Origin of the sequence: Microbispora sp. CL1-1 (genome assembly GCF_012034195.1) — a bacterium.
Lineage (GTDB): Bacteria > Actinomycetota > Actinomycetes > Streptosporangiales > Streptosporangiaceae > Microbispora.
The window spans coordinates 312,485-334,218 of the sequence record NZ_JAATEK010000001.1; the positions used below are offsets into that span (position 1 = coordinate 312,485).

Sequence of the window (21,734 nt, forward strand, 5' to 3'; positions counted from 1 at the left end):
TCGAAAAAGATCGTACTGCCCGCGGAGACGGAGCCTCTCATGTCGCATGTCCGCATCGTCCCTGCCACCGCCACCCATGGGACCGCGCCCCCGCCGCGGCCCCGGCCGGCGCCGACCTGGTGGGTCTGGCTGGCCGCATGGCCGGTCACGGCGGTGTTCGTGCTGTCCAACGCGGCCACGCCGCTGTATGTGCTGTGGCAGCGGGAGATCGGGTTCTCCAAGGGGACCTTGACGGTCGTCTTCGCGCTCTACATCGTCGGATTGCTGGTCTCCCTGCTGGTCAGCGGTGTCGCATCGGACCGGCTGGGCCGTAAGGCGGTCCTGCTGCCGGCCCTGGCGCTGGCCTTGATCGCCTGCCTGGTCTTCGCCACGGCCACGTCGGTGGCCGCTTTGGCCGTCGCCCGCGTGTGCACCGGCATCGCGGTGGGCGCCGTGGTCAGCGCCGGGATGGCCGCCGTGACGGATGTGGCCGGGGCGCACCGCAAGCGCCTCGCGGCGCTGCTTGCCTCCTGCGCCATGGTCTTCGGTGCGGGCCTGGGCCCGCTGCTGGCCGGCGTCTTCGCGGAGACTCTGCCGGGGCCCACGGTCACCGTGTTCGTGGTGGAGGCCGCCCTGCTGCTGACCGCCGCCGTCACCGTGCTGCGGATGCCGCTGGGCCGCCCCGCCCGGGTGATCTCCGGCCGGTGGATTCGAGTGCCCTCGGTTCCTGCCGAGGGGCGCCTGCCGCTCCTGCTGGGCATCGCCACCTTCGGCCCGGGCATCACCGCGACCTCGTTCGTGCTGTCGCTGGGCCCCTCGCTGCTCGCGGGCCTGCTGCATTCCAGTAGCCGCGTCCTCGCCGGCGTCACCGCGTTCGTGATGTTCGCCGCGGCGACGGGCACGCAGTTCGCCGTCCAGCGCGTCTCACGCCGCACGGTGCTGACGGCCGCCGCGGTGTGCACCGTGGCCGCCATGGCGGCGTTGGCGGGAGCCATGCGGGCGGGCTCGGTCGTGCTGCTGGTGGCCGCCGCGCTGCTGGCCGGAGCCGGCCAGGGCATGGGCCAGCTGGCCGGGCTGTCGCTGCTGAATGCCGCCGTTCCGGCCACCCGGCTGGCCGAGGCGAACGCCGCGCTCAATGTGGGAGGGTACGTACCCGCCGGTCTCCTGCCGGTCGCCGCGGGGTATCTCAGCGACGCGGCGGGCCTCACCACCGGCTCGACGATCTTCGCCGCCGTGCTGGCCGCCCTCGCCCTCGCGGGCGGGGTGGTCGTCATGGCGACCCGCCGCCGCATTGTCGAGCCCGGCTGAGCGGAGCCGCCGGGGCACCCCCGGCCGCCGTACATGCACGATGGGGGCCGGTCGGCGTGACCGGCCCCCATCGGCGTCGGGATCAGGCCTTGCGGAGGCGGAAGGACAGGCCGAGGTCGGCGTCCTCGTGCACCGGCAGGTCCTCGTCCGGGGTGCCCTCGGTGATGCTCGCCGCCAGCACCTCCTCGGCGACGGCGTCGCCGCTCTCGCGCAGCGCCTCGGCCGGCTCGCCCTTGGCCGACCACCACAGGTGGATGCGGTCGGTGATGGACAGGCCGGTGGACTTGCGGGCCTCCTGGACGAGCCGGATCACGTCGCGGACCAGGCCGGCCCGGCGCAGCTCGTCGGTGATCGCCAGGTCGAGCGCCACGGTCTCGCCGGTGCCGGTGTCCACCGCGCCGGTCTCCACGGCCCAGCCGGACTTCGGCTGCTCGGTGACGATCACATCGTCCGTGCCCAGCTCCACCGTGCCCAGCTCACCGGCGTCGACCGTCGCGGACCCGCCCGAGCGCAGGGCGCGGGCCAGCTCCGCCGGGTCGGCGCTCGACACCGCCGCGGCGACGAGCTTGGTCTGCGAGCCGAACCGCTTGCCGAGGCTGCGGAAGTTGGGCTTGACCGTGAACGTCACCAGGTCGGCGGAGAAGCCCGACAGGTCCTCAAGCCGCTGGACGTTGAGCTCGTCGGCGATCAGGTCGCGCAGCTCGCCGGGGAGCGCGGCCCAGCCGGGAGCGCCGACCAGGGCACGGCCGAGCGGCTGGCGGGTCTTGACCGACGACGAGGCACGCGCCGAGCGGCCCAGCTCCACGAGCCGGCGCACCAGCGCCATCCGCTCCGACAGCTCGGGGTCGAGCAGCGCGGTGTTCACCTCGGGCCAGGTGGCCAGGTGCACCGAGGCCGGGGCGTCCGGCTCGCGCAGCACGTCCCACAGATAGTCGGTGAGGAACGGCACGAGCGGGGCCATGAGCCGGGTGACGGTCTCCAGGCACTCGTAGAGCGTCGCGAAGGCCGACGCCTCACCGGACCAGAAGCGGCGGCGCGAGCGGCGGACGTACCAGTTGGACAGGTCGTCCAGGAACTCGGTGAGCCGGCGCCCGGCCCGGGCGGTGTCGAACTCCTCCATCGACGCGGTGACCTCGGCCACCGTGCGGTGCAGCTCCGCCAGCGCCCACCGGTCGATCAGCGGCCGGTCCGCGTACGCCGGGGCCTCGGCCGCCCGGGCCGGGGACCACGACTCGGCGTTGGCGTACAGCGTGAAGAACGACGCGGTGTTCCAGTAGGTCAGCAGGACCTTGCGGACGATCTCCTCCAGCGCCGCGTGGCCGATCCTGCGCGGAGCCCAGGGGGACCCGGAGGTGGCCATGTACCAGCGCAGGGGGTCGGCGCCGTGCTGGTTCATCAGCGGCATCGGCTGCAGGACGTTGCCGAGGTGCTTGCTCATCTTGCGGCCGTCCTCGGCGAGGATCAGGCCGAGGCAGAGCACGTTCTCGTACGACGACCGGCCGAACACCAGCGTGCCGACGGTCATCATCGAGTAGAACCAGCCGCGGGTCTGGTCGATCGCCTCGCAGATGAACTGGCCGGGGTAGGAGCTCTCGAAGACCTCCTTGTTGACCAGCGGCGCGCCCCACTGGGCGAACGGCATGGCGCCGGAGTCGTACCAGACGTCGATCACGTCGGGCACGCGCCGGGCCTCCGCCTGACACGACGGGCACGGGAAGGTCACGTCGTCGACGTACGGGCGGTGCGGGTCGAGGCCGGTCAGGTCCTGGCCCGCCAGCTCGCCCAGCTCCTTGAGGGAGCCGACGCAGGTGACGTGGTCCTCGTTCTCCGAGCAGACCCACAGCGGCAGCGGGGTGCCCCAGTAGCGCGACCGCGACAGCGCCCAGTCGACGTTGTTGCGCAGCCACTCGCCATAGCGGCCGTGCTTGATCGTCTCGGGGAACCAGTTGGTGCGCTCGTTCTCGGCGAGGAGCTGGTCCTTGATCGCGGTGGTCCTGATGTACCAGGACGGCAGCGCGTAGTAGAGCAGCGGAGTGTGGCAGCGCCAGCAGTGCGGGTAGCTGTGCTCGAAGTGCTCGCCGCGGAACAGCAGGCCGCGCTCGCGCAGGTTCTCGGTCAGCGGCTCGTCGGCGTCCTTGAAGAACTTGCCGCCCACGAACGGCACGTCCGGCAGGAAGCGGCCGTCCGGGCCGATCGGGTTGACCACCGGCAGGCCGTAGCGCCTGCAGACGGCCATGTCGTCGGCGCCGAAGGCGGGAGCCTGGTGGACCAGGCCGGTGCCGTCCTCGACCGTGACGTACGTGCCGAGCACGACGTAGTGGGCGCCCTCGATGTCGACCAGGTCGAAGGGCCGCTGGTAGGCGGTGTGCTCCAGCTCGGAGCCCTGGTAGGTGGCCAGCACCTCGGCGTCCTCGCCGAGGACCCGCCGCAGCAGCGGCTCGGCCACGACCAGCACCTCGTCGCCGCGCCGGGCCGCGACGTACGTCACGTCGGGGTGCACGGCGACCGCGGTGTTGGACACCAGGGTCCAAGGGGTGGTGGTCCAGATCAGCAGCGAGGCGCCCATCTCGGCCAGCGGGCCGGACAGGACGGGCATCCGCACGTACACCGACGGGCTGGAGACGGTCTCGTAGCCGCCGGGCTGGCCGAGCTCGTGGTCGGACAGGCCGGTGCCGCAGCGCGGGCAGTACGGAGTGATCCGGTGGTCGCGGAACAGCAGGCCCTTGTCCCAGACGACCTTGAGCGACCACCAGACGGCCTCGACATACTGGGGGTCCATCGTGCGGTAGGCCTGGGACATGTCGACCCAGTAGCCCATCCGCTCGGTCATCTCCTCGAACGCGTCCACGTGCCGCAGCACCGACTCGCGGCAGCGCGCGTTGAACTCGGCGATGCCGTAGGACTCGATCTCGGGCTTGCCGGACAGGCCGAGTTCCTTCTCGACGGCGACCTCGACGGGCAGGCCGTGGCAGTCCCAGCCGGCCTTGCGGGGCACGTGGTAGCCGCGCATCGACTTGTAGCGGGGGAAGACGTCCTTGAAGACGCGGGCCTCGACGTGGTGGACGCCGGGCATGCCGTTGGCGGTCGGCGGGCCCTCGTAGAACACCCAGGTGGGGCCTCCGGCGTTCTGCTCCAGCGAGCGCTCGAAGACCTTCCCGTCCCGCCAGCGTTCGAGGACCTCGTGCTCGAGGGCCGGCAGGTCGACCTGCGCGGGAAGTGAGCGGAAATAGTGGGAAGACATCGTCGGGCGGGACCTCCACGCGGTGGCTGTGACAGCGCTGCTGACATGGCGTGAAGGGACGAAGCCGGGAACGGCTCCGCGGTACCACCCTTCTTGACGACCGGCCTGGCCGGGCGCCCTCTCGTTTTCCTCTCCGCTGCCGGTTCTACTCGGCCGGGACGGCCTTTCTTCCGGCGGCTCCGGGGTGATCTTCCCTGCGCGGCCCGCCCCGGGCTCACACCGTCCCCGGGTCGCTGTGCGGGCGGATGCGGAGGTACTCGTCCCCATCAACACCTTGCAGACTACGACGATAACGCAACGCGGGCGGAAGGGCTTCCCGATATACGCGCGACGTTAGGGGTGAGACCCGGCCCGTCCCGGGAATAGGGAGGAACACGCGCAGGCCTCGCGATTGTTGTGGGGATGTGCGGGCGGGCCCCGGCGGCCGTCGGGAGGACGACCGGTGGTGGTCCGCGGGCCTTCGCCTCGGGATCCGGGGCATGGTCTCGATGACACCGTCCGCGACAAACTGATCGAAACAGAGCGTGACGAGGAGGAGCTGGCCGAATGCCCCGTCCCGGTACGGGTGGGGTAAAAGCCTCGGCGAGTCCGTTGCCGATTCGTTATCGGCGACTTATTCTGCCCGGACCGGCTCGAATCGCACCCGCTCGACGGGTGCCCTGAGCCCGACGGGTTCTGGGCGAAGGGGAGGCCCGCAATGACGCGCTCGGCGAGAACCGCCATCAGTGACGACGTCTGGTCCGACGAGGAACTCGCGGAGGTCGGCGAGCGGCTGCGGCACGAGATCGAGGAACTGCGCACCGACATCGCCCGGGCGGAGGAGCAGCTCGCGTCCGGCGACGTGAGCCAGGGCGCGGGGGACGATCCGGCGGACGCCGGGGCCAAGACCTATGAGCGTGAGCGCGAGATCGCCCTTACCCTGAATGCGCGCGACCTGCTCGCGCAGAACGAGCGGGCGATCGCCCGCGTCGAGGCAGGGACTTACGGAGAGTGCGAATCGTGCCACAAGCCGATCGGCAAGGAGCGTCTTCGGGCATTCCCGAGGGCGACGCTGTGCGTAGCGTGCAAGCAGCGGGAGGAGCGCCGCTGAGCGATCCACCGGCGCGGCCCGACCGCGCGCGGAAGATCGCTCTCCTCGTTGTCGTGGCCGCGGTCGTGTACGTGCTCGACCAGGTCAGCAAGTTCCTCGTCGTGGAGTTCCTGGAGCACGAGGAGCCTCTCACCGTCGTGCCCGGCGCGCTGGTGCTGACCGTGATCCGCAACGCCGGCGCCGCCTTCAGCATCGGCACCGGCATGACGATCGTGTTCACGGTGATCGCGCTGGCCGTCGTCGTCGCGATCGTGCGTACGGCTCGGAAGCTGCACAGCCTGCCCTGGGCGATCACGCTGGGCCTGCTGCTGGGTGGCGCCGTCGGCAACCTGACCGACCGCATCTTCCGGTGGCCGGCCCCGTTCCAGGGGCATGTGGTCGACTTCATCCAGGTGTTCCCGGTCACCCGCTTTCCGGTGTTCAACCTCGCCGACTCGGGCATCGTGTGCGGCGGCGTGCTCGCCGTGTTCCTCGCCTGGCGCGGCTACCAGATCGACGGCACCCGGCAGACCGACAAGCCGGAGCCGGTCGAGGACCGCGGGCAGAGCCACGCGGAGAGCGAGGCGGACACGCAGGCCGCCGAGCCGGCGAGGGAGCGGACCGATGGGTGACCAGCGCAGCCTGCCCGTGCCGGACGGCCTGGAGGGCGAGCGCCTCGACGCCGCCCTGGCCCGTCTCTTCGGCTTCTCCCGCACCCGCGCGGCCGAGCTGATCGCGTCGGGGGACGTGCTGGTCGACGGCGCCGTCCCGGCGAAGTCCGACCGTGTCCATGCCGGGGCCTGGCTGGACGTCACGATCCCGCCGCCGCCCGCCGCGCCGATGCCCGTGGCCGAGCCGGTGCCGGGCATGGCGATCCTCTACGAGGACGACGACATCGTCGTGGTGAGCAAGCCGATCGGCGTGGCGGCGCACCCGACCGTCGGCTGGACCGGCCCCACCGTGATCGGCGGCCTGCTCGGCGGCGGCCACCGGGTGTCCACGAGCGGCGCGGCCGAGCGCCAGGGCATCGTGCACCGGCTCGACGCCAACACCACCGGCGTCATGGTCGTCGCCAAGAGCGAGCGGGCCTACTCGCACCTCAAGCGGGCGTTCAAGGAACGCACGGTCGACAAGCGCTACCACGCGCTCGTCCAGGGGCACATGGACCCGCTGCGGGGCACCGTCGACGCCCCGATCGACCGGCATCCGGCGGGCGACGGGCGCTTCGCGGTGGTGGCCGGAGGCAAGGACTCGGTCACGCACTACGACACGATCGAGGCGTTCCGGGCGGCGTCGCTGCTCGACATCAAGCTGGAGACCGGCAGGACCCACCAGATCCGGGTCCACATGTCCGCGCTCAGGCACCCGTGCGTGGGCGACCTGCTGTACGGCGCCGACCCCACCCTCGCCGCCCGCCTCGGCGTGGGCCGGCAGTGGCTGCACGCGGTCTCGCTGTCGTTCGAGCACCCCGCGACGGGCGAGTGGATGACCTTCACCAGCGACTACCCCGCCGACCTCGCCCACGCCCTGGAGATCCTCTCCGACGAGGGCTGAACCCCGGCTCCGCCGGCTCCAGAGGCTTTTGGGGGCGGGCGGGCCGCCCGGCCCGGCGAGCGGGGCGTTTGTCCGGCTCCGGGGCCTGTCGGGGCGGGGAACGCCGGGGCGCCGGGTTCCACGTGTCCATGGTCTTCGCTCCGGCTGGGCGAGCGCCGTGATCTCCGGGGGACGCGCCAGGATGCCGGGTGGACCGTTGGCGGCGCGGCCGGGTCAGGCCGCCCAGCCGGTCTCCGGCTGGATGTAGCCGTCGGGGATGTCACCGAGGTCGCCGAGATCAGTGGTGTCGTCCGTGGTGGGCCCCCGGCCCTCGTCTTTTCCCTGGCCTCCACCTTTTCCCTGGCCTCCACCTTTTCCCTGGCCTCCACCTGCGCCCTGGGACGGCTTGGCGCTGCCGCCGCCGTTCCCGGGCTTGCCCGCGGGCCCATTGCCGCTCTGCTTCGCGGGGCCGTTCTGCTTCGCCGGGCCGTTGCGCTTCGCGGGGCCGTTGCGCTTCGCCGGGGGAGACCCCTTGGGCCTGCCCCCGCCCTTGGACGCGGCCCCACCTTCATGCTTTCCCCCGCCGTGCCTTCCGGCGGGCCCGCCGCGATCCTCCGTACGGTGCCCGCCCGCGGCGCCGGGGTTCCCCACCGGCCGGGTGGCCGCCTTCTCCGCCCCGCGGCTCTCGGCCCGCCTGCCGGCCTCGGCGGTCCCGGGCTCGGCGGTCCCGGGCTCGGCGGTCCCGGGCTCGGCGGTCCCGGGCTGGGCGGTCCCGGGCTGGGCGGTCCTGGTCGCGTAGACCGTCACCGTGGGCGTGCTCACCACGGCGGTCCCCCTCGGGTCGGCCGGAAACCTGGCGGTGGCGAACGCGACCGCGCCCGCCGCCAGCCCGACGAGCGCGACGAGTGCCCCGGAGCCCGCCGCCAGCGCCCACGGCCTGCGGCGTCCGCGCACCGGTGCGGGCACCGGGACCGGCGTCGGGGTGCCCTCGCCGAAGGGCACCGGCGTGGGGGTGGAGGCGGGGGCCGAAGGCGTGGTGTCGAAGCCGGGCATCAGCCGGGCGAGCCGGGGCGGCTGCCGCGGGCGCGGCACGACCGGGTCGGTCGCCTGGCCGCTGGCAACGGCGTACAGATGCTGGGCGGCGTAGTCCGCGGTCATCCTGCGGGCCGGGTCCTTGACCAGCAGGCCCTCGATCACCGGTGCCAGCGGCCCGGCGTTGTGGAGCGGGCCCGCCTCCTCGTACATGACCGCGGCGAGCGTCGCCAGCGCGTGCCCCCGGTGGAACGGCGAGCGCCCCTCGACGGCCATGAACAGCGTCACTCCGAGCGACCACAGGTCCGAGGCCCGCTGCGCCTGCCGTCCCGCCGCCCGCTCGGGTGCGATGAACGCCGGGGTGCCGATCAGCATGCCGGTGCGGGTGACCGGCGAGTCGTCCTCCATCGCGGCGATGCCGAAGTCCGTCAGCACGACCCGGCCGTCGTCGGCGAGCAGCACGTTGTCGGGTTTGACGTCCCGGTGCAGCACGCCGTTCGCGTGGGCGACGCGCAGCGCGGCCAGCACCCGCGACCCGATCTCCGCCACCCGCCGTGGCGGCAGCGGGCCCTCCTCGCGGATGACCGATCCCAGCGTCCGGGACGGGATCAGTTCGAGGACGATCCAGGGACAGCCGTTCTCCTCGAAGGCGTCGTACACCGCGGCCACGCCCGGATGGCTCAACCGCCCGGCGGCCCTGGCCTCGCGGAAGGTCCTGATGGTGAAGACCTCCCGCTCCGCGCCGGTGAGCCCGGCCGACGCGAGCAGCTCCTTGACGGCGACCTCACGTTCGAGCACCTGGTCGACGGCGCGCCACACGGTGCCCATGCCGCCCCGCCCCAGCGGCTCGATCAGGCGATAGCGTCCTGCCACGACACGTTCGGAGGTCTGCGCTTCAGCCATGGTTGTCGCGCTACCCGCCTTGGGCGGACGCATGCGACATCATTGCCTGAACGGGCGAAATCCCCTCGACCTGCGGATCGTCCCCGGATCGGCTATGCCGGCTGGAAGGTCCGCGTGAAGGCGTTGAAATAGGACAAACCGGATGTCCATCGGGAGTCGGCGACCTGCCAATAGAGCATGATGGACCGGCCGTCACGGAGCCTGAAGGCGCGATCGATCACCCGCACCTTGCCGAAGCTCGGTTTGAACGTGAACTCCCACTCCGCCGACTCGACCCCGAGGTAACGACTCGTCTTGTAGTCGATGCGCTCGTAGCCCGGCAGGTAGCCCTGCTTGGTCGAGTTCATCTCGACGATGCGCAGGGCGTTCACCGGATTCGGGTCCTCCCACGGCGTCAGGTCCACCTGCAGGTAGTCGTGACTGTTCGGATGGTGGAAGCGCACCCGGGCGCCCTCCCTTCCGAACGGGACCCAGCCGGAGGGCAGGGCGATGGAGAAGCCCAGCGGGTCGTGGTAGGTCTTCCACCCCTTGGGCGGCTTGGGGGCCTCCGGTGACGGCTTCTCCGAGGGCGTGACCGGCTCGGGGGAGGCGCTCGGTGAGGTGTCCCCCGACGGGAGATAGGCGCCCGTGGTGGGGCCGATCTGCGTGGTATTGGGATCCTCGGCGAGGGTCTCGTCGCCGGCCGGTGAGCGGGAGCCGTACCAGAGGCCCACGCCGGTGGCCACGAGCGCCAGCGGTAACACGACGCCCAGGATCACCTTGGCCAGGGTCTGCTTGGCCGCGGAGACCTGTCCCGGAGGGCGCGCACCCGGTGCGGCGTACGCGCCGGGCCTGCTTCCCGGCGGGACGGCGGGTCCGCCGGGACCGGGGTGGCTTCCGGGTGGGGCGGCGGGACCGGCGTGGCTCGCGGCGTTGACCCCTCCGCCGTTCGGCGCCGTGGGGTGGCCCGCCATGCCGATGCCGCCTCCGGGCCCGGTCGGTCCCTCGGGACCGGCGCCCCCGGGCCATACGGCGGTGCCGCCGTACGGCCGGGTCCCGTGCGGCTGCGCGAAACCGGACGGAGGCTGCTGCGACGGCCCGGACGGAGGCTGCGGGGTACCGGGCGGAGGCTGCGGCGGCCCGGACGGGGCGCCGCTCCACGGGCCGGGCTCGGGCAGGTTGTACGGGGGACCGGGGGCGGCGGCGGGTCCGGGGGCGGGTCCGGGGGCGGCCGTCAGTGCGGCGTTGAGCAGGGCCGCGGCCTCGGCCGCGCCCATCCGCCGGGCCGGGTCCTTGCGCAGCAGCCCTTCGAGCACCGGCGTCAGCGCGCCCGCCTGCCGGGGCGGGGCCGGGTCGTCGTGCAGGATGGCGGCCAGAGTGGCCACGGGCGTCTTGCGGTCGAACGGCGTTCCGCCCTCGACCGCGGCGTACAGCGTCGCGCCGAGCGACCACAGGTCGGACTCGGGGGTCGCGGGATCGCCGTTGAGCCGCTCGGGCGGCATGAAGGCGGGGGTGCCGATGATGCCGCCGGTCATGGTCAGCCCGGCCTCCTCGGGCATCGTCGCGATGCCGAAGTCGGTGAGCACCACCCGGGTCTGCCCGCTGAGCAGCACGTTCTCGGGCTTGACGTCCCGATGCAGCACCCCGGCGGCGTGCGCCGTGCACAGCGCGTCGAGCACCTGCAGGCCGATCGCGGCGACCCGGGCGGGCGGGAGGGTGCCCTGGTCGCGCAGCACCTGGCCCAGCGACTGCGCCCGCACGAGCTGCATCACGATCCAGGGGCGGCCGTCCTCCTCGATGACGTCGTGGACGACGACGACGTTCGGATGGTCGATGCGGCCCGCCGCTCGCGCCTCACGGATGGTGCGCCGGTTGAACGTCTCCCTGTCCTCTTCGGAGGCGGGGTGGTAGAGCACCTCTTTGACGGCCACCGCGCGGTCGAGCAGGTCGTCGTGGGCACGCCACACGACGCCCATGCCTCCACGGCCGATCGGTTCGAGCAGGTGATATCTGCCCGCGACGCGGCGCTCCTCGTCCACTCTGTCCCTCCTCCGAACATCCTGAATGGTCCCACAGCGGAGCGCGCGGGCGTCCGTCTTCGATCACGCGATGCCCGGCGCGGGCGGGCAAGTCGCAGTCCGCGCCGACCGGCCGGGAACGCCTGCGAGGCGGGCGAACCCGATGCTCAGTTGTTATCGGACGTTATAAAAGGGTGATTCGGACAGTCATCGCTACATTGACTTGCGAAAACTCCATTGCTCACAGTTTCCGTTCGCGCATGGTTATGTTTCGCGGCGGCTTGTCCGGTTTATTCCGTTCTAATACTGTCCGCAGTGACTTTGTCGTTTCCCGGACGGGCGCTCTCCCACGGAGACCTCCCCGTCCCCCCGCCTGGAGGCGAGATGCGGTTACGCACATTGCTGTGCGGAAGATCCCCCTTTGGTGTGGCGCTCGGCGCCGCCGTCCTGGTGTCGGCCACGCTGACGCCCGCGGCGCCGGCGCTGGCCGCGCCGGGCGGCAAGCCGGGTGGCAAGCCGCCCGCGGGGTGCAGCACCGACCCGAACGCCCACGAGGCCAAGGTGCCGTCCCCCGAGCAGTTCTTCGGCTTCCCGCTGGGCAAGGGCCAGCCCCGGGTGCTCACGACCGAAGAGATCCAGAAGTACGTCCAGGCCGTGGGCGGCGCCTCGGACCGCGTGGTCACGGGCAGCGTGGCGCACAGCGTGACCGGCCAGGACCTGCCGTACGCCATCGTGTCCGACTCCCACAACATGGTGCCCGGGCAGCTCAAGAAGATCGCGGACCAGATCCGCTCGCTGCGCGACCCGAGGTCGCTGAAGGCGGACAAGGCGGCGCGCATCGCCGACGACTCGCCCGCCATCGTCTGGATCGCGGGCAACGTGCACGGCGGCGAGAAGAGCGGCGCCGACGCCTCGCTCAAGACCCTGTACGAGCTGGCCAGCGGCCTGTCCTGCGACGTCGCCAAGCGCAACGACAACCTGGTCACGGTCATCATGCCGACCCAGAACCCGGACGGCCGCGACGCGAGCCGCCGGACGAACGAGTACGGCTTCGACCTCAACCGCGACTGGTTCGCCCGCACCCAGCCGGAGACCGACGGCAAGCTCGAGATGCTGCGCCGCTATCCGCCGCAGGTCTTCGTCGACGCGCACGAGATGGGCGGCAGGCAGTACTTCTTCCCGCCGAACGCCGACCCGATCCACCACGAGATCGCCGACCAGCCGGTGGACTGGATCAACCGCATCGGCGCGGCGAACGCCGCCGGTTTCGGTTACAACGGCGCCTGCAACGACGTGGTCACCACCGAGTGCTACTTCAACTACGCGACGTACGACCTGTTCTACATGGGCTACGGCGACAGCGTCCCGGCCACGGGCTTCGGCGCCGCCGGCATGACGTTCGAGAAGGGCAGCTCGTCGGCGGTCGAAGACCGGGTGCAGCAGCAGTTCAACACCCAGTGGGCCACGACCGGCTGGGCCGCCGACAACCGGCGCGAGGTGCTGAACGGCTACTACTCGATCTGGCAGACCGCGCTGGCCGAGGGCGCCGCGGGCGCCCTGGAGCCGAACGAGGTCGTGCAGCCGGCCAACACCGTCCGGTTCCCGGTGCCCGACATCACGATCCGGTCCTACTTCCTGCTGCCCGACCGGCAGCTCGGCGACGTACGCCGCCTGGTCGAGCGGCTGCGCCGCATGGACGTCGAGGTCTACCGGGTGAAGAAGCCCGTGAAGGTGCCCTCCGCGCGGGTCTTCGGCGGCCGGACGGCCAGTGACGTGACGGTGCCCGAGGGCGCCTACTGGATCCCCATGGACCAGCCGCAGAAGCACTGGATCCAGGCGGTCATGGGCGAGGACCCCTACGTCCCGTTCCCGTACTTCTACGACGTCTCCTCGTGGAGCAACCCGCTGCTCGCCGGCGTGGACACCATCACCACCGGTGACGTGGTGTCGCCGAAGGCCGACCTCGTCAAGGACATCGACGGCGGCGTCGCCTCCAACGCGCCCAAGGGCGGGTCGTACGCCTACCCGATGGACTCCGCCGCCGCCTCCGAGCTGACCTTCCGGCTGCTCGGCGCGGGCGTGCCGCTCACGCGTGACGCCACCAGCGGGGTCGTCAGCCTGCCCGAGGCCGCCATGAAGCGCGGCGATCTGGACAAGCTGGCCCGCTCGCTGGGCGTGACGGTCGAGGGCGTCCGCACCCCCGCGTCCGGCGCCGCGCTGCGCACCCCCGACGTCGGCCTGTTCGCCGGCACCGGCATCTCCACCACCTCCGGGTCGTACGGCGAGGCCCGCTACGTGCTCGGCGACCGCTGGGGTCTCGGCCTCAAGCCGGTGACCGCGGCCGACGTCAACGACAACACCCCCGCCTTCACCGAGCGGACCGTCCTGCTCGTCCCGGACGGCAGCAGCTCCAACGGCGGCCTGACCGAGCAGGGCCTGGCCAACCTCAGGCAGTGGGTGGCCGCGGGCGGCACGTACGTCGGGCTGCGCAACGAGGGCACCCGGGTGGCCAGGGCCGCCGGCCTCACCTCCACGACCGAGAAGGCCAAGCCGACCGGTTACCAGGTCATCGGCTCGCACTTCCGGGTGGACGTGGCCCAGGACAGCCCGGTGTCGCTCGGCCGTCCGGCGGAGGACTTCCAGTTCAACAACGGCGACCCGATCCTCAACCCCAGCCAGACCGGCGTGAACGTGCTCACCTACCCCACGGACGACACGTTCTGGTCCAACGGCTACACGGTGGGCGCCGAGGCGCTCAAGGGCACGGCCTCCCTCGTCGACGAGCCGACCGGCGCCGGGCACGCCGTGCTGTTCGCGTACAACCCGCTGTTCCGGGCGTACAACGAGAACGGCATCCACCTGCTCGCCAACGCCGTGCTCTACCCGGCGTCGCAGGCCTCGCCCAAGGCGAAGCTCCGCGTCGCTCCGGACACGCTGCGCAGCGCCGCGGCGACGGCCGAGGAGCCGCCGAACCTCGGCGGCGAGTGGCGTCCGATCGTCATCCAGGTGGCCGACGCCGACCTGGCGCGGGCGCAGGCGGTGGTCGAGCGCTACACGGACACGGCGCAGACCGCGTCCGCGGACGGCTCGTCCTACATCACGATCCCGAACCCCGACGGCCTGCCCGCCGACGAGCACCCGTTCGTCCGCGACCTGGTCCGCGACCTCGGCACAGCGGGCATCCCGCTCCGGTCCGTCGTCGCCTGATCCCACCTGAGAAACCGGGCCGGGCGGCCGGTCTCCCGGCCGCCCGGCCCTCCGAAAGGAACCTCATGACCTCGTCCCGCTCGCGCCGGGCGGTGCGGCTCGGCGGTGCGGCCCTCGCGGCCGCGCTGCTCGCCACCACCCAGGCGACCACGGCTCTCGCGGCCCCCGGCAAGCCCGGGGAGCCGCGCTTCTCCGCCGGCGCCCCCTCGCTCGGCGACCCGTACTTCCCCGACCAGGGCAACGGCGGCTACGACGTTCAGCACTATGACGTCACGTTCTCCTACGACCCCGCCACCAAGGTCATGGACGCCACGACGGTGATCACCGCGGTCGCCACCCAGGACCTCGACCAGTTCGACCTGGACTTCCGGGGCCCGGAGATCACGTCGCTGAAGGTGGGCAAGCACCCGGCCGACTTCCGCCGCGACGGGCAGGAGCTCGTCGTCACGCCGCGGCCGAAGCTCAAGGCCGGGGAGACGTTCACGGTCACGGTGACGTACGCCGGGACGCCGCCGGTCGTCACCGACCCCGACGGCTCGATCGAGGGCTGGGTGCCGACCGACGACGGCGCCTTCGTGCCGGGCGAGCCGCAGGGCGCCCCGGCCTGGCTGCCGTCCAACGACAGCCCCACGGACAAGGCGACGTTCACCTTCCACGCGACGGTCCCCGAGGGCGTCACGGTGGTCGGCAACGGCCGCCTGGTGTCCAAGACGACCGCGAAGGGCAAGACGACGTTCGTGTGGGACTCGGCCGAGCCGATGGCGACCTACCTCGCCACCGTGACGCTGGGGAACTTCACCGTGAACGAGACGACCACGCCGAGCGGCATCCCGGTCTACACGGCCGTGGACCCGCGCCTGGAGGCCCAGTCGGCGGCGGCCGTCGCCCGGATCCCCGACATCCTGGAGTTCTTCTCCTCGATCTTCGGGCCGTACCCGTACAACCAGGCGGGCGCCATCATCGACCGCGCGCCGGACGTCGGCTACGCCCTGGAGAGCCAGACCAAGCCGATCTTCTCCAGTGCGCCCAGCGTCGGCACGATGGCGCACGAGCTCGCGCACCAGTGGTACGGCGACAGCGTGAGCGTCGCCAAGTGGTCCGACATCTGGCTCAACGAGGGCTTCGCGACGTACGCGAGCTGGCTGTGGACCGAGCACACCGGCGGCGCCACCGTGCAGCAGACGTTCGACAGCTCCAGCAACTACGGCCGGGCGGCGACCTCGTCGTTCTGGCAGGTCGTCACGGCCGACCCCGGCCCCGAGGACATGTTCGGCAACGTGCCGTACAACCGCGGCGCGATGACGCTGCACGCGCTGCGCGGCAAGATCGGCGACACCGCCTTCTTCACGCTGATCAAGGACTGGACGACCCAGCACCGGTATGGCAACGCCAGCACCGCCGACTTCATCAAGGCGGCGGAGAAGGTCTCGGGCAAGGACCTGCAGGCGTTCTTCGACGTGTGGCTGTACCAGAAGGGCAAGCCCACCTCCTGGTGACCCTCCTCCGGCGGCTCCCGTTCCGCGGGAGCCGCCGGGTTTCATGGCGTGGGGCTTTCATCGCCGGAGGCTTTCCGGCCGGGCTTTTCGCGGCCGGGCTTCTTCCGGTCGGCGGCGGCGGCGTCAGGGGCGCAGGTGCAGGGCGAGCTGGGTGCGGTCGCGCAGACCCAGCTTGCGCAGCACGCTCGACACGTGGTTCTTGACCGTGCCCTCGGTGATGCACAGCCGGGCCGCGATCTCCCTGTTGGCCGCCCCGGCGGCGACCATCCGCGCCACCTCCACCTCGCGGGCCGACAGCAGCTCCCGCCCGCGGAAGGCGACCGCGTTCACCGGCAGGTGCCGCAGCTCGGCGACCAGCCGGGCCGCCACCGGGCTGCCCAGCACGGTCTCCCCGCGGCTCACCCGGTGGACGGCCGAGACCAGCTCCTCCGGCGAGCAGTCCTTCAGCAGATAGCCGGTCGCGCCGCCGCGCAGCGCGCCGAAGATGTACTCGTCCTCGTCGAACGTGCTGAGCACGACGACCGCCACCTCCGGATGCCCGGCGGCCAGACGGACGATCAGCTCCACGCCGTTCATGCCCGGCATGCGCATGTCCACGAGCGCCACGTGCGGCCGTCGCTCGCCGATCACCCGCAGCGCCTCGTGGCCGTCGGCCGCCTCGCCGACGACCTCGATGCCGTCCTCGACCTCCAGCAGCTTGCGCAGGCCCTGGCGCAGCAGCGCCTGGTCGTCCACCAGCACCACCGTGACCGGCGTCACGCCCGCACCCCCGCCAGCGGCAGCTCGGCGCGCAGCTCGAACCCGCCGCCCGGCCTGTTGCCGCCGGCCAGCGTGCCGCCGAGCGCCCTGGCCCGATCGGCCAGCGACGCCAGCCCGAAGCCGCGCGAGCCGTCGTCCCGGCCCGTTCCGTCGTCGCTGACCACGAGCGCCACCCGGCCGTCGCCGAACGTCAGCGTGCCGTGCACGTGCTCGGCCTTCGCGTGCCGCAGCGCGTTGGTGAGGCCCTCCTGCAGCACCCGATAGAGGACGAGCTCGGTGTCGGCCTCCAGGCGCCGCTCCTCGCCCCGCACCTCGAAGCTCACGCTGATACCGGTGCCGTCGAACGACGCCGCGAGCCGTTCGAGCGCGGCGCTGCCGACGCGGCCGTCGAGCGCGAGCGGCCGCAGCGCCCGCACCCAGCGCCGCGCGTCGGCCAGCGCCTCCACGGTGAGCTCCTTGGCCTGGCGGACCTCCGCCCAGGCGGCCTCGGGGCGGCGCTCGCGGAACCGCTCGGCGTTCTCCAGGCCCATCTTGATGACGGTGAGGTGATGGCCGACCGAGTCGTGCATCTCCGCCGCCATCCGCGCCCGTTCCTCGGCGACGGCCAGCTCCCTGATCCGCTCCAGCAACCCCTGGGCCTCCTCGCGCCTGCGCCGCGCCTCGCGTATGGACGCCACCATGCCCAGGACGAACGCGGAGAACGCCGCCATCCAGGCGGCCTGGACCAGGCCGTCGGCGATGGTGTCGCCGACGAGCGGAGGCGTGACGGCGCACAGGACCACGACGCCCGACAGGATGGCCGTCGCGACGCGCATGCCGTACAGGAAGGCCAGGTCGGCCACCGCGATGAGGATCAGCGGCAGGTGGGTCTGCCGCGAACCGGTGAACCCCAGCATGATCGTCGCCGCCAGGAACAGCGGGGCCACCCAATGGCGGCCTCGCGCCGGATTCCAGGGAAGCACCGGCCAGAGCACCGCGAGCAGCACGAGGTTGGCGCCGAAGAGCACGACCTGCGGCCGGGCGGCGGGGCCGGCCGCGACCCATTGAGTGAGGCTGGCGGCCAGCAGGGCCGTCATCGCCCAGAACACGACGTTGAACAGGAACGGCCGGTCGGCGTCGCGAAGCCAGTCGAAACGCGCCATGGTCTCGACCTTAGAGAGATCCGGACCGGATGCAATCGCCCATCGGGGCCATGACGAAGGTCATGCCCGTGTCTATCCGCCGCTCGATGTGCCCGCGAACGGGGCGAACCCAGCGTTCCTCGCATGAGAGCCGCCACGCCCGTGTGGGCGGTATGCGAGTAGCGGCCCGCCCGCACGTACGCGGGAGGCCGTCGCTCAGGAGGCGTGCATGAGACAGGCCAGGGCGTGTTCGAGTGCCGCGGGCGTCGTGACGGGCGCGGGCCAGGGGATCCTCACCAGGTGGCCGGGCCCCGGCCGCAGTGTGGCGCCGTAGCGGTCGAGCTCCCACAGCCACACCTCCTCCTGGGCCGGTTCCCCCGTCAGCCTCTCCACCGCCTCCTTCAGCTGCCGCGCGTGGGACTCGTTGACGTGCCGCACCATGCGTTCGGCCAGAGGGAGCAACGGGTCGGGAGCCGAGGCGAGGTAGCTCTCGGCGTCGAGGACGCCCGACTCCTGGCCGGTCAGGTAGATCACGTGGCAGACGTCGACGCGCAGCAGCGCGGGACCGCCGCCCTCGACCGCCGCGAACAGGTCCTCGTCGGGGCACGCCTCCGCGATGGCGACGGCGGTGGCCCGCGTCTCCGCCTCCGGCACGGGCTGCGTCCACCCCCGCACCTTCAGCAGGGCGCGCTGCCGCTCGACCCCGCCGACCTCCCTGCTCACTGTGAGGTCGACCGTCACCAGGGTCTCCGCGGGCGTGCCGTACAGGGTCTCGCCGGGCTTCACGAGCAGGACCGGCCGGCCCGTGCCGTCCACGCCGCCCCGGGCGGTGGCCGTGGGCACGCCGGACCCGGCGACGGAGACGTGCGTGGGCGCCGCAACCGCCGCGAGCGTCCGTACGCGTTCGGGGATGGGGGCTGCGGTGACCGGGTGGCGCATGAGAGCTCCTCGCTTCGTAGGTTAGGCTTACCTTAGTAAGGCTCACCTAACTTGAAAAGAGGCGTCATGCGTTACACGGGTCCGAAGGTGCGGCTGTCGCGCCGGGCGGGCGTCCCGCTCACCCGGAAGGCGGTGAAGTACTTCGAGGCCCGGCCCTACCCGCCGGGGGAGCACGGCCGCAAGACCAGCCGGCGCAACACCGGCGACTACGGAATGCGGCTGCTGGAGAAGCAGAAGCTCCGCTGGTATTACGACGTGCCGGAACGTCAGCTCCGCCGCTACTGGGATCTGGCCGTCCGCCGCCCCGGCCGTTCGGGGGAGGAACTGGTGGCGCTGCTGGAGACCCGGCTCGCCTCGCTCGTCCTGCGGGCCGGCCTCGCACCGTCCATCTACGCCGCCCGGCAGTACGTGAACCACGGGCACATCACGGTCGACGGCCGCAAGGTGGACATCCCGAGCTACCAGGTCAAGCCGGGCCAGTCGGTGGCCGTACGGGAGCGGTCGGTCCGGATGCAGCCGTTCGCGGCCGCCGCCGAGGGCGCGTACGCGGACGAGCGGATCGCCCCCTACCTCGACGTGGACCACCGCGCGCTGCGCTTCACGCTGCTGCGGCGACCCGTACGCGAGGAGATCGCCGTGCCGGTGGACGAGCAGCTCGTGGTCGAGCACTACTCCCGCTGACGCCGCGACGGCGGCGGGCGTGACGGCCGGTCAGGGTGTGCGGAACCCGCGGAACGTCACGCGCCTGCGGACCTTGAAACCGAGCCGCTCGTAGAGCGCGATCGCGGCGACGTTGGCCTCGGCCACGTGGAGGAACGGGCGCTCGCCGCGCGCCGTGATGCGGGCGACCAGGGCGCGCACCAGGCGGGAGGCGTGACCGCGCCCGCGGGCCTCGGGGGCGGCGCAGACGGCGCTGATCTCGGTCCACCCGGGCGGGCGGAGCCGTTCGCCCGCCATGGCGACCAGGGCCCCGTTCTCGCGGACGCCGAGATAGGCGCCGAGCTCGGGGGTCCGGGGCCAGAACGGCCCAGGCCGGGTCCGCGCGGTGAGATCGAGCATCTCGGGCACGTCGCCGGCGCCCAGCTCGGCGATCCGCGCGCCGGACTCGGCTTCCGCATGAGCGGGTTGGGCCTCCGTGTGACCGGGGTGGGCGCCCTCGGGCCAGATCATCTGGAAGCCGTCGAGGCTGAACACCGGCTCCCAGTCCGCGGGCGGGGTAGCCGGGGAGCTGAACAGATCGGCGAACCCGCCGCGACCGAGCAGCCGCGCGAGGTCGTCCCACTCGGCCGGGCCGGGGTCGGCGGACACCGTGGAGAACGTCGCGATCTCCGGCGGATAACCGGCCGCCCGTCCGATCCGGCGGGCCAGGTGCGCGTGGTGGCCGCGAAGCGACTCGCCGACGGGGTCGTCGAGTGCGGCGGTGTCGCGGTCGGCCATCGTGCCGTGCCTTTCGTTTCCGGGCGGGGGAGCTCCAGCCTTCGACGGCGTCGCGACCGGATCGCAGCCGCAGTGTAGTCAGGCGGGTTCCCGTCCTCGGCAGAGGGAGGCCTGCCGGACGCCGGTGATCGCGCGCTCGCGGGGCTTGAACCCTACGCGGCGGGAGGTCGTAGCGTTCCGAGCGTGATCGGGACGGACGACGCCGGGCGGCGATGGTCGATCGGCGAGCTGGCACGGGCGACCGGGATGACGGTGCGCGCTCTCTACCACTACGACGAGATCGGGCTGCTGCGCGCGAGCGAGCGTACGCCCGCCGGGCACCGCCGCTACACCGAGCGGGACCTGCGGCGGCTGTACCGCGTCCGCACCCTGCGGACCCTCGGCCTGTCGCTGGAGGAGATCGCGGGCGTTCTCGACGGCGCGGCGGACGACCCCGAGTCGATGCGCCATCTGCTGACGGCGCAGTTGCGCAGGCTCGACGAGCATGCCGAGCTGATCGGGATGCTGCGCCGGCGGGTCCGCGGCCTGCTCCGGCAGGCCGGCGACTCGTCCGGCCCCGATCCGGACCGGTTGATGACCGCATTGGAGTTGATGTCGGTGTTCGAGACCTACTTGACCGAAGAGCAGCGCGAGCGGCTGGCCGAGCGCAGGGCCGCCCTGGGCGGCGAGGGCGTCGAAGCGGCCAAGCACGAATGGAAGGGGCTCGTAGAGGAGGGCCTGCGGCTCGTGGAGACCGGCGTTCCCGCGGAGGACGAGCGCGCCCGCGACCTCGTACGCCGCTGGGACGCCCTCGCGGGCCGGTTCCACCCCGCCGGACCGGAGGGCGAGCGGACGAGGGCGGCGGCCCAGAGGATGTGGCAGGACAACAGCGCGGAGATCGGCCGGAGCCTGCCCTGGCCGGCCGAACGGATCGCCGGCCTGGTGGCCTACCTGGCGCAGGCCCGCCACACCGGCTGAGCCCGCCCCGCCACGGTGGTCAGGGGGCCGGGGCGCCGAGGCGGAGCTGAGCCGGTGAACGTTTCACCCGTTCCGCCGCGTCTTCCGAGCGCCGGGCCGAGCGGGGGACAGCGGACGTTGACCGGCAGGAAGGACCGGCCTACCGTCCGGATCGCCCGTTCGCGCACCTGTCGTCAGCCGGAGGTTCCGTGTTCCGCACCGCCGCCGCGCGCCTCGTCCCCCTGGCCGCCGCCGTCCTCGTGGCGGCCACCGCGCTCCCCGCCTCGGCCGAGGTCGCCGACCCCGCTCCCATCGGCCCCCACGAGTACTTCTACGGTTTCGTCAACGGCCAGACCAGCCACACGGTCATCAAGATGGCGTGCTATGGGCCGGTATTCCCTGGACAGACCGGGCATCCGTTACCCGGGCAGACGGTGGAGGTGCGGCCCGCCGGGATCGCGTCGTCGCTCGCGGGCCTCGGCTACACCGGCAGCGGCGGCACCTCGATCGCGGTGAACCTGGGCGACCCGTCGACCGTCACAAGGGCGCTCGTGCTGCGCTACTACGGGGTCAAGGCCGACATCCCGGCCACCGCGACACTGCCGTGCTACGGCTCCGGGAAGGTGACGTTCACCCCCGTGGACGACAGCTGGACCGCCCGCCCGGCGACCGTGGTGGTCGACTACGTCGGCCAGCCCTGACCGCATCGCGTCGCCGCCAGTGCCGGGACCGCGGGCACCCGCGTATGAGCGCCCGCGGTCACCGGCGTGACACGCC

16 protein-coding genes are annotated in these 21,734 nt (G+C 72.4%); 9 read left to right on the forward strand and 7 right to left on the reverse strand.

What is annotated here, in order from left to right:
• Positions 1-39 precede the first annotated feature (39 nt).
• Entirely contained in the window at positions 40-1,287 is a 1,248-nt protein-coding gene (locus HCK04_RS01455) for an MFS transporter (protein WP_142645027.1), read from the forward strand.
• Positions 1,288-1,369: 82 nt separating this feature from the next.
• Here HCK04_RS01455 and ileS read toward each other — a convergent pair whose 3' ends face one another.
• Positions 1,370-4,528 carry an isoleucine--tRNA ligase gene (ileS, locus tag HCK04_RS01460; protein ID WP_142645028.1) on the reverse strand — a complete coding sequence of 1,053 codons (3,159 nt, stop codon included), beginning with the start codon at positions 4,526-4,528 and terminating at the stop codon, positions 1,370-1,372.
• A 697-nt stretch (positions 4,529-5,225) separates the two neighbouring features.
• Between ileS and HCK04_RS01465 the strand changes: the two genes are divergently transcribed.
• From HCK04_RS01465 to HCK04_RS01475, 3 genes are read left to right on the forward strand one after another with little or no spacing between them, the layout of a single operon-like run.
• Positions 5,226-5,618 carry a TraR/DksA C4-type zinc finger protein gene (locus HCK04_RS01465; protein ID WP_142645030.1) on the forward strand — a complete coding sequence of 131 codons (393 nt, stop codon included), beginning with the start codon at positions 5,226-5,228 and terminating at the stop codon, positions 5,616-5,618.
• 53 nt (positions 5,619-5,671) lie between these two features.
• A complete protein-coding gene (gene lspA / locus HCK04_RS01470) occupies positions 5,672-6,229 on the forward strand; it encodes a signal peptidase II (RefSeq protein WP_312845711.1) in 558 nt (185 codons plus the stop codon).
• Positions 6,222-7,151 (forward strand): RluA family pseudouridine synthase, encoded by a 930-nt coding sequence (locus tag HCK04_RS01475; RefSeq protein ID WP_142645032.1) that lies wholly within the window; start codon positions 6,222-6,224, stop codon positions 7,149-7,151. The genes lspA and HCK04_RS01475 overlap by 8 nt, the downstream gene beginning before the upstream one ends.
• 213 nt (positions 7,152-7,364) lie before the next feature.
• Here HCK04_RS01475 and HCK04_RS40875 read toward each other — a convergent pair whose 3' ends face one another.
• Together HCK04_RS40875 and HCK04_RS01485 are read right to left on the reverse strand one after the other, a co-directional pair.
• Positions 7,365-9,065: a serine/threonine-protein kinase gene (locus HCK04_RS40875; protein ID WP_205829673.1), complete on the reverse strand. Its 1,701-nt coding sequence runs from the start codon at positions 9,063-9,065 to the stop codon at positions 7,365-7,367.
• A gap of 92 nt (positions 9,066-9,157) precedes the next feature.
• A complete protein-coding gene (locus tag HCK04_RS01485; protein WP_142645033.1) occupies positions 9,158-11,083 on the reverse strand; it encodes a serine/threonine-protein kinase in 1,926 nt (641 codons plus the stop codon).
• A 363-nt stretch (positions 11,084-11,446) separates the two neighbouring features.
• Between HCK04_RS01485 and HCK04_RS01490 the strand changes: the two genes are divergently transcribed.
• Positions 11,447-14,269 (forward strand): M14 family zinc carboxypeptidase, encoded by a 2,823-nt coding sequence (locus HCK04_RS01490; protein ID WP_142645034.1) that lies wholly within the window; start codon positions 11,447-11,449, stop codon positions 14,267-14,269.
• Between the two features lie 65 nt (positions 14,270-14,334).
• A complete protein-coding gene (locus HCK04_RS01495) occupies positions 14,335-15,765 on the forward strand; it encodes a M1 family metallopeptidase (protein ID WP_142645035.1) in 1,431 nt (476 codons plus the stop codon).
• 123 nt (positions 15,766-15,888) lie between these two features.
• Here HCK04_RS01495 and HCK04_RS01500 read toward each other — a convergent pair whose 3' ends face one another.
• The 3 genes from HCK04_RS01500 to HCK04_RS01510 form a co-directional block, all read right to left on the reverse strand.
• The gene (locus HCK04_RS01500; RefSeq protein ID WP_142645036.1) at positions 15,889-16,524 is read right to left on the reverse strand and encodes a response regulator transcription factor; all 636 of its coding nucleotides are present in this window, start codon (positions 16,522-16,524) and stop codon (positions 15,889-15,891) included.
• Complete coding sequence (locus tag HCK04_RS01505; RefSeq protein ID WP_142645037.1) at positions 16,521-17,666, reverse strand: sensor histidine kinase; 1,146 nt, start codon at positions 17,664-17,666, stop codon at positions 16,521-16,523. The genes HCK04_RS01500 and HCK04_RS01505 overlap by 4 nt, the downstream gene beginning before the upstream one ends.
• A 195-nt stretch (positions 17,667-17,861) precedes the next feature.
• Complete coding sequence (locus tag HCK04_RS01510; RefSeq protein WP_142645038.1) at positions 17,862-18,584, reverse strand: DUF2470 domain-containing protein; 723 nt, start codon at positions 18,582-18,584, stop codon at positions 17,862-17,864.
• Between the two features lie 66 nt (positions 18,585-18,650).
• Here HCK04_RS01510 and rpsD point away from each other — a divergent pair, with 66 nt between their 5' ends.
• Positions 18,651-19,265: a 30S ribosomal protein S4 gene (gene rpsD / locus HCK04_RS01515; RefSeq protein ID WP_142645039.1), complete on the forward strand. Its 615-nt coding sequence runs from the start codon at positions 18,651-18,653 to the stop codon at positions 19,263-19,265.
• A 30-nt stretch (positions 19,266-19,295) separates the two neighbouring features.
• On the opposite strand, the gene HCK04_RS01520 is transcribed toward rpsD, so the two are convergent.
• Positions 19,296-20,021, reverse strand: coding sequence for a GNAT family N-acetyltransferase (locus tag HCK04_RS01520; protein WP_142645040.1), 726 nt, complete (start codon positions 20,019-20,021; stop codon positions 19,296-19,298).
• 183 nt (positions 20,022-20,204) lie between these two features.
• Between HCK04_RS01520 and HCK04_RS01525 the strand changes: the two genes are divergently transcribed.
• Both HCK04_RS01525 and HCK04_RS01530 read left to right on the forward strand, forming a co-directional pair.
• Positions 20,205-20,978, forward strand: coding sequence for a MerR family transcriptional regulator (locus tag HCK04_RS01525; protein ID WP_142645041.1), 774 nt, complete (start codon positions 20,205-20,207; stop codon positions 20,976-20,978).
• Positions 20,979-21,166: 188 nt separating this feature from the next.
• Entirely contained in the window at positions 21,167-21,658 is a 492-nt protein-coding gene (locus tag HCK04_RS01530; RefSeq protein WP_142645042.1) for a hypothetical protein, read from the forward strand.
• Positions 21,659-21,734 lie beyond the last annotated feature (76 nt).

What these genes read in the sequence shown, in the direction of transcription:
- HCK04_RS01475 (WP_142645032.1), top strand. Translation starts at nt 6,222, where the DNA reads ATGGGTGACCAGCGCAGCCTGCCCGTGCCGGACGGCCTGGAGGGCGAG.
- HCK04_RS01490 (WP_142645034.1), top strand. Translation starts at nt 11,447, where the DNA reads ATGCGGTTACGCACATTGCTGTGCGGAAGATCCCCCTTTGGTGTGGCG.
- HCK04_RS01505 (WP_142645037.1), bottom strand. Translation starts at nt 17,666, where the DNA reads ATGGCGCGTTTCGACTGGCTTCGCGACGCCGACCGGCCGTTCCTGTTC.
- HCK04_RS01510 (WP_142645038.1), bottom strand. Translation starts at nt 18,584, where the DNA reads ATGCGCCACCCGGTCACCGCAGCCCCCATCCCCGAACGCGTACGGACG.
- HCK04_RS01495 (WP_142645035.1), top strand. Translation starts at nt 14,335, where the DNA reads ATGACCTCGTCCCGCTCGCGCCGGGCGGTGCGGCTCGGCGGTGCGGCC.
- HCK04_RS01465 (WP_142645030.1), top strand. Translation starts at nt 5,226, where the DNA reads ATGACGCGCTCGGCGAGAACCGCCATCAGTGACGACGTCTGGTCCGAC.
- HCK04_RS01520 (WP_142645040.1), bottom strand. Translation starts at nt 20,021, where the DNA reads ATGGCCGACCGCGACACCGCCGCACTCGACGACCCCGTCGGCGAGTCG.
- HCK04_RS01455 (WP_142645027.1), top strand. Translation starts at nt 40, where the DNA reads ATGTCGCATGTCCGCATCGTCCCTGCCACCGCCACCCATGGGACCGCG.
- rpsD (WP_142645039.1), top strand. Translation starts at nt 18,651, where the DNA reads ATGCGTTACACGGGTCCGAAGGTGCGGCTGTCGCGCCGGGCGGGCGTC.
- ileS (WP_142645028.1), bottom strand. Translation starts at nt 4,528, where the DNA reads ATGTCTTCCCACTATTTCCGCTCACTTCCCGCGCAGGTCGACCTGCCG.
- HCK04_RS40875 (WP_205829673.1), bottom strand. Translation starts at nt 9,065, where the DNA reads ATGGCTGAAGCGCAGACCTCCGAACGTGTCGTGGCAGGACGCTATCGC.